At 71.5% G+C, this 7,692-nt stretch carries 3 protein-coding genes; all 3 read right to left on the bottom strand.

Translation table 11 applies throughout. From position 1 onward, the window contains the following. Positions 1 to 37 precede the first annotated feature (37 nt). The 3 genes from pyk to gltB all read right to left on the bottom strand — a co-directional run bounded on the left by pyk (position 38) and on the right by gltB (position 7,532). The gene (pyk, locus tag QZX64_RS10585; RefSeq protein ID WP_295659351.1) at positions 38 to 1,483 is read right to left on the bottom strand and encodes a pyruvate kinase; all 1,446 of its coding nucleotides are present in this window, start codon (positions 1,481 to 1,483) and stop codon (positions 38 to 40) included. Positions 1,484 to 1,546: 63 nt separating this feature from the next. Then, positions 1,547 to 3,007 carry a glutamate synthase subunit beta gene (locus tag QZX64_RS10580; protein WP_295659348.1) on the bottom strand — a complete coding sequence of 487 codons (1,461 nt, stop codon included), beginning with the start codon at positions 3,005 to 3,007 and terminating at the stop codon, positions 1,547 to 1,549. Beyond that, a complete protein-coding gene (gene gltB, locus QZX64_RS10575) occupies positions 3,000 to 7,532 on the bottom strand; it encodes a glutamate synthase large subunit (RefSeq protein WP_295659345.1) in 4,533 nt (1,510 codons plus the stop codon). Before gltB ends, QZX64_RS10580 begins: the two co-directional genes overlap by 8 nt. Positions 7,533 to 7,692: the final 160 nt, after the last annotated feature.

The following is a 7,692-nucleotide window of genomic DNA, read 5'->3' as shown; positions in this document are numbered from 1 at the left end:
AACCGGTCGGTGCCGGCGCCTGGGGGACGAGCCCCGGTCAGTCGCGGCGGTAGGCCGGCGCGACCTCGTTGATCGCGTCACCCATCTTGTGGATCCGCAGCGCGTTGGTGGAGCCGGGGATGCCGGGAGGTGCGCCGGCGATGATGACCACCCGCTCGCCCTCCTTGACCCGGCCGATCTTGAGCAGCTGCTCGTCGACCTGGCGCACCATCTCGTCGGTGTGCTCGACCGTGGCGGTCTTGAACGTCTCCACGCCCCAGGTCAGCGCCAGCTGCGAGCGGACGACGGCCTCGGGGGTGAAGGCGAGCACCGGGATCGAGCCGCGGTAGCGCGCCAGCCGGCGGGCGGAGTCGCCGCTCTGGGTGAAGGCGACGAGGTACGACGCACCGATGCGCTCGGCGACCTCCGCCGCCGCCTTGGCGATCACCCCGCCGGTCGTGCGCGGCTGCCAGTCGATCGCCGCCATGCTGTCGAGCCCGTGGTCCTCGGTGGAGCTGATGATCCGGGCCATGATCTCGACGGTCCCGAACGGGTGCGCGCCCACGCTGGTCTCCCCCGACAGCATCACGGCGTCGGCGCCGTCGAGGACCGCGTTCGCGACGTCGGAGGCCTCGGCCCGGGTGGGCGCGGGGTTGGTGATCATCGACTCCAGCATCTGGGTCGCGACGATGACCGGCTTGGCGTTGCGCCGCGCCCGCTCCACGATCTGCTTCTGGATGAACGGCACGTCCTCGAGCGGGCTCTCCACGCCCAGGTCGCCCCGGGCCACCATGAAGCCGTCGAACGCCTTGACGATCTCGTCGAGGTTCTCGATGGCCTGCGGCTTCTCGATCTTGGCGATGAGCGGCACCATCACGCCCTCCTCGCGCATCACCTCGCGCGCGGCCTCGGCGTCGGCGCCCGAGCGCACGAAGGACAGCGCCACGAAGTCGACGGTGAGGTGCAGGGCGAAGCGGAGGTCCTCGATGTCCTTCTCCGACAGGGAGGGCACGGAGACGGCGACGCCGGGCAGGTTGATGCCCTTGTTGTTGCTCACCGGACCGCCGACGACGACCTCGGTGGTGACGTCGGTGTCGCCCACCTCGCGCACCGTGAGCCGGACCTTGCCGTCGTCGATGAGGATCGGGTCGCCGGGCGAGACGTCGCCGGGCAGGCCCTTGTACGTCGTGCCGCAGATCTCCGCGTCGCCGAGCACGTCGCGCGTGGTGATGGTCCACGTCTGCCCGACCTCGAGCGTCACGGGGCCGTCGGCGAAGGTCTCGAGCCGGATCTTGGGCCCCTGGAGGTCGGCGAAGATGCCGACCCCGTGCCCGACCGCGTCGGCCGCCTCCCGCACCAGCCGGTAGCTGCGGGCGTGGTCGTCGTGGGAGCCGTGGCTCATGTTCAGCCGCGCCACATCCATGCCCACGTCCACCAGCCGGCGGATCTGCTCCGGGGTCGACGTGGCGGGGCCGAGGGTGCAGACGATCTTTGCTCTACGCACGCGTCGACTCTAGCCGAGATTGGAACGATCCAACAAGCTGCCCGGGCGTCCTGGACGGTGAGGTCAGACCGTCAGCGGCCGTGCCGTCGGCGAGATCGGCGAGGGCAGGGCGGTGGAGCCGGTGAGATAGGTGTCCACGGCGGCGGCCGCGGCGCGCCCCTCGGCGATCGCCCACACGATCAGCGACTGTCCGCGGCCCGCGTCGCCGGCGACGAACACGCCGGGCACCGAGGAGGAGTACCGCTGGTCGCGCGCGACGTTGCCGCGCTGGTCGAGCTCGACGCCGAGCTGCTCCACGAGGCCCGCCTTCTCCGGGCCGGTGAAGCCCATGGCGAAGAGCACCAGCTCGGCCGGGATCTCCCGGTCGGTGCCGGGCACCGGCTGGAACCGCTCGTCCACGTCGACCACCCGCAGCGCCCGAACCCGGCCCTCCTCGTCACCGAGGAACTCGGTCGTGGACGTGGCGTAGACGCGCTCGCCCCCCTCCTCGTGGGCCGAGGACACCCGGAACGTCATGGGGTACGACGGCCACGGCTGGCCCGTGGGCCGCGCCTCCGGCGGCTGCGGCATGATCTCGAGCTGGGTGATGGACGCGGCCCCCTGGCGGATCGAGGTGCCCAGGCAGTCGGCGCCCGTGTCGCCACCACCGATGATGACGACGTTGCGCCCAGCAGCGGTGATCTGCCCCTCGACCTCCTCCCCCAGCGACGACCGGTTGGACTGCGGCAGGAACTCCATCGCCTGGTGGATGCCGGTGAGCTCGCGCCCCGGCACGTCGAGGTCGCGGGCCAGTGTGGATCCCATCGCCAGCACGACGGCGTCGTACCGCTCGCGCAGGCGGTCGCCGGTGAGGTCGTCCTGGCCGACGCTGACGCCGGTGCGGAACACCGTGCCCTCGCGGCGCATCTGGTCGACGCGCCGGTCGAGGTGCTTCTTCTCCATCTTGAACTCGGGGATGCCGTAGCGCAGCAGGCCGCCGATCCGGTCGTCGCGCTCGTAGACCGCGACCGTGTGGCCGGCGCGGGTGAGCTGCTGGGCGGCGGCGAGCCCGGCGGGGCCGGACCCGACGACGGCGACCGTCCTGCCCGAGAGCCACTCGGGCGGCTGCGGCCGGACGTTGCCCTGCTCCCAGGCGCGGTCGATGATCGAGACCTCGACGTTCTTGATGGTCACCGGGTCCTGGTTGATGCCGAGCACGCAGGCGGTCTCGCAGGGTGCGGGGCAGAGGCGACCGGTGAACTCCGGGAAGTTGTTGGTGGCGTGGAGGCGCTCGATGGCGTCCTCCCAGTCGTCGCGCCACACCAGGTCGTTCCACTCGGGGATCAGGTTGCCGAGCGGGCAGCCCTGGTGGCAGAACGGGATGCCGCAGTCCATGCACCGACCGGCTTGCGTGGTGATGATCGGCAGCAGCGCACGCCCGACGCCGTCGGGGTACACCTCGTTCCAGTCGCGCACCCGCTCCGCGACGTCGCGGCGCGAGGCGACCTGGCGCTCGTGCTTGAGGAAACCCTTGGGGTCAGCCATGAAGAACCTCCATGATGCGATCGGCGGCCTCGTCCTCGGTCAGGCCCTCCGCGAGCGCCTCCGCGCGGGCGTCGAGCACCCGCTTGAAGTCGCGCGGCATGACCAGCCGGAAGCGGTCGCGTGCCGAGGCCCAGTCGTCGAGCAGCGCCCGGGCGATGGTGGACGCGGTCTCGTCGTGGTGGCGCCCGACGAGCTCGCGCAGCTCCGCGGCGCGGTCGTCGTCGAGCGGGGTCAGCTCGACCAGGTCGGGGTTGACCCGGTGCTCGTCGAGGTCGAGGACGAAGGCGTAGCCGCCGGACATGCCGGCCGCGAAGTTGCGGCCGGTGGGTCCCAGGACGACCACCCGCCCGCCCGTCATGTACTCGCACCCGTGGTCGCCGACACCCTCGACCACGGCGGTGGCGCCGGAGTTGCGGACGCAGAACCGCTCCCCCACGACGCCGCGCAGGAGGATCTCGCCCGACGTGGCGCCGTACCCGATGGTGTTGCCGGCGATGACCTGCTCCTCGGCGGCGAACGTCGCGGACTCGTGGGGGCGGACGACGAGCCGGCCGCCGGAGAGGCCCTTGCCGACGTAGTCGTTGGCGTCCCCGACCAGGCGCAGCGTCACCCCGCGCGGCACGAAGGCACCGAACGACTGGCCCGCCGAGCCGGTCAGCGTCAGGTCGATCGTGTCGTCGGGCAGGCCGGCACCGCGGTACCGCTTGGTGACCTCGTGGCCGAGCATGGTGCCGACCGTCCGGTTGACGTTGCGCACGGCGACCTCGGCACGCACCTGCTCGCCGTGCTCGAGCGCCGGGCGGGCGATCTCGATGAGCTCGACGTCGAGGGCCTTGTCGAGGGCGTGGTCCTGGGACTTGGTGCAGCGCAGGTCCTGGTCGGCGAACTGCTCGGCGAGGTCGACCCGGTGGAGCATCGGCCGCAGGTCGAGGCCGGTGGCCTTCCAGTGGTCGACGGCCTGGGTGACGTCGAGGGCGCCGACCTGGCCGATCGCCTCGTCGAGGGTGCGGAAGCCCAGCTCGGCCAGGATCTCGCGGACCTCCTCGGCGACGTACTCGAAGTACGTCACGACGAACTCCGGCTTGCCGGTGAAGCGCTCGCGCAGCACGGGGTTCTGCGTGGCCACGCCCACCGGGCAGGTGTCGAGGTGGCAGACCCGCATCATGATGCAGCCGCTGACCACCAGCGGCGCGGTCGCGAAGCCGTACTCCTCGGCGCCCAGCAGGGCGGCGATGACGACGTCGCGGCCGGTCTTGAGCTGCCCGTCGGCCTGCACCACGATCCGGTCGCGCAGGCCGTTGAGCAGGAGCGTCTGCTGCGTCTCCGCCAGGCCGAGCTCCCACGGGCCGCCGGCGTGCTTGAGCGACGTCAGCGGCGAGGCTCCGGTGCCGCCGTCGTGGCCGGAGACCAGCACCACGTCGGCGTGCGCCTTGGAGACGCCGGCCGCCACCGTGCCCACCCCCACCTCGGCGACGAGCTTGACGTGCACGCGCGCCGACGGGTTGGCGTTCTTGAGGTCGTGGATCAGCTGGGCGAGGTCCTCGATCGAGTAGATGTCGTGGTGCGGCGGCGGGCTGATGAGGCCCACGCCCGGCGTGGAGTGCCGCGTGGTGGCGATCCACGGGTAGACCTTGTGGCCCGGCAGCTGACCACCCTCACCGGGCTTGGCGCCCTGCGCCATCTTGATCTGGATGTCGTCGGCGTGGGTGAGGTACTCGCTGGTGACGCCGAAGCGGCCCGAGGCGACCTGCTTGATCGCGGAGCGCCGCTCCGGGTCGTGGAGGCGGTCGGAGTCCTCGCCGCCCTCACCGGTGTTGGACTTGGCGCCCAGCCGGTTCATGGCGATGGCGAGGGTCTCGTGCGCCTCCTGGCTGATCGAGCCGTACGACATCGCGCCGGTGGAGAAGCGCTTGACGATCTCGGAGACCGGCTCGACCTCGTCGAGGCTGATCGGCGCCCGAGCCCCCTCCCTGAACCGGAACAGGCCACGCAGCGTCATCAGGCGCTCGGACTGCTCGTCGACGGCGTGGGTGTACTGCTTGAAGATGTCGTAGCGCCCGTTGCGGGTGGCGTGCTGGAGGCGGAAGACCGTCTCGGGGTCGAAGAGGTGCGGCTCCCCGTCGCGGCGCCACTGGTACTCGCCGCCGGTCGCCAGCTCACGGTGCGCCGGCGCGATGCCGCCGCGGGGGTACGCCGTGGCGTGGCGCCGCGCGACCTCCTCGGCGATGGTGTCGAGCTCGATGCCGCCGAGCTTGGACACGGTGCCGGTGAAGTACTTGTCGACCACGCTCTGGGAGAGCCCGACGGCCTCGAAGATCTGCGCGCCGGTGTAGGAGGCCACGGTGGAGACGCCCATCTTGGACATCACCTTGAGCACGCCCTTGCCGAGGCCCTTGACGAGGTTCCGCACCGCGACCTCGGGCTCGATCTTGACGTAGTAGCCCTCGCGCGCCAGGTCCTCGACCGACTCCATGGCCAGGTAGGCGTTGACGGCGGCCGCGCCGTACCCGATGAGCAGGGCGACGTGGTGGACCTCGCGCACGTCCCCGGCCTCCACGATCAGGCCGACCTGGGTGCGGGTCTTCTCGCGCACCAGGTGGTGGTGGACGGCGCCGGTCAGCAGCAGCGACGGGATCGGCGCGAGCTCGGCGGTGCAGTGCCGGTCGGAGAGCACGATGATGCGGGCTCCCCCGGCGATGGCCTCCGACACCTCGGCACAGATCTCGTCGAGACGCGAGGCCATCGCGGCGCCGCCGCCCTCGACCTCGTAGAGGCCGCGGGAGACGTGGGTGATGAAGCCCGGCATGTCGCCGTCCCGGTTGATGTGGCGGATCTTGGCCAGGTCGTCGTTGGAGATCACCGGGAACGGCAGCACCACCTGGCGGCACGACGCGGGGGTCGGTGAGAGCAGGTTGGCCTCGGGGCCGATGGTGCCCGCCAGCGAGGTCACGAGCTCCTCGCGGATCGCGTCCAGCGGCGGGTTCGTGACCTGCGCGAACAGCTGCGCGAAGTAGTCGAAGAGCAGGCGCGGCTTCTGCGACAGGGCGGCGATCGGGGTGTCGGTGCCCATCGACCCGAGCGGCTCGGCGCCGGTGTTGGCCATCGGGGTGAGCAGGACCCGCAGCTCCTCCTCGGTGTAGCCGAAGACCTGCTGGCGGCGGGTCACCGAGGCGTGGGTGTGCACGACGTGCTCGCGCTCGGGGATGTCGTCGAGGTGGATCTGGCCGGCGTGCAGCCACTCGTCGTACGGGTGCGCGGCGGCCAGCTCGGCCTTGACCTCCTCGTCCTCGATGATGCGGTGCTCGTCGGTGTCGACGAGGAACATCCGGCCCGGCTGGAGCCGGCCCTTGCGCACGATCGTGGCGGGGTCGAGGTCGAGCACGCCGACCTCCGAGGCCAGCACCACGAGACCGTCGTCGGTGACCCAGTAGCGCGAGGGGCGCAGGCCGTTGCGGTCGAGCACGGCGCCGATCTGCGAGCCGTCGGTGAACACCACGCACGCGGGGCCGTCCCACGGCTCCATGAGCGCGGAGTGGAACTCGTAGAACGCCTTGCGGGAGGCGTCCATCTCGGTGTGGTTCTCCCACGCCTCCGGGATCATCATCAGCACCGAGTGCGGCAGGGAGCGGCCGCCCATGTGCAGCAGCTCGAGCACCTCGTCGAACGACGCCGAGTCGGAGTGGCCGGGCGTGCAGATGGGGTAGAGCCGGTCGAGCTCGCCGGGGACGAGGTCGGACCGGAGCAGCGCCTCGCGGGCCCGCATCCAGTTGCGGTTGCCCATCACCGTGTTGATCTCGCCGTTGTGGGCGATGAAGCGGAAGGGGTGCGCCAGCGGCCAGCTCGGGAACGTGTTGGTCGAGAAGCGCGAGTGCACCACGGCCATCGCCGAGGCCACCCGCTCGTCGAGCAGGTCGGGAAAGAAGTGGTCGAGCTGGTCGGTGGTGAGCATGCCCTTGTAGGCCAGCGTGCGCGACGACAGCGACGGGAAGTAGACGTCGGTCTCGTGCTCGGACCGCTTGCGCAGGCAGAAGGCCAGCCGCTCGAGGGCCATGCCGCCGACGCGCCTGCCGGCGCCCGCGACGAAGAGCTGGACGAACGTCGGCATCACGCTCCGGGCGGTGGCACCCAGGACGTCGGGCTGCACGGGCACCTCGCGCCACCCGAGGACGGCCAGGCCCTCCTCGGCGGCGATCTGCTCGATGCGGGCCCGGGTCTTGGCGACCTGCTCGGCGTCGCCGGGGACGAAGGCGGTCCCCACGGCGTAGGAGTGCTGCGGCGGGAGCGCGAAGTCGACCTCGGCACGCAGGAACGCGTCGGGCACCTGCAGCAGGATGCCCGCTCCGTCGCCGGAGCTCACCTCGGCGCCCGCAGCGCCGCGGTGGTCGAGGTTGCGCAGGGCGGTGAGCGCCTTGGCCACGATGTCGTGGCTGGCCACACCGGTCAGGGTGGCGACGAAGGCCACGCCGCAGGCGTCGTGCTCGTGGCGGGGGTCGTAGAGCCCTTGGGGCGCCGGGAACGCGTGCATGTGCCTTCTCCCGTCGTCGTCTGCGCCCACGTCGTGGGCGACCTGGCAGTGCACCCGGATCGGTGCGGGGTGGAGCGGTGGTGCTGCGCGGGACGACGTTGGCCCTAGCCGCGCGGGAAGGCTATCACCGGGATCCGGCGCACGAGACGCGCGTTTCGAG

The sequence above is a fragment of the uncultured Nocardioides sp. genome (assembly GCF_902805925.1).
Classification (GTDB): Bacteria; Actinomycetota; Actinomycetes; order Propionibacteriales; family Nocardioidaceae; genus Nocardioides.
The sequence above is the reverse complement of the archived record's forward strand: the minus strand, read 5'-3'. Positions and strand labels throughout refer to the sequence as shown.

Coding starts and splice junctions, on each gene's coding strand:
- QZX64_RS10580 (WP_295659348.1), bottom strand. CDS start 3,007: ATGGCTGACCCCAAGGGTTTCCTCAAGCACGAGCGCCAGGTCGCCTCG.
- gltB (WP_295659345.1), bottom strand. CDS start 7,532: ATGCACGCGTTCCCGGCGCCCCAAGGGCTCTACGACCCCCGCCACGAG.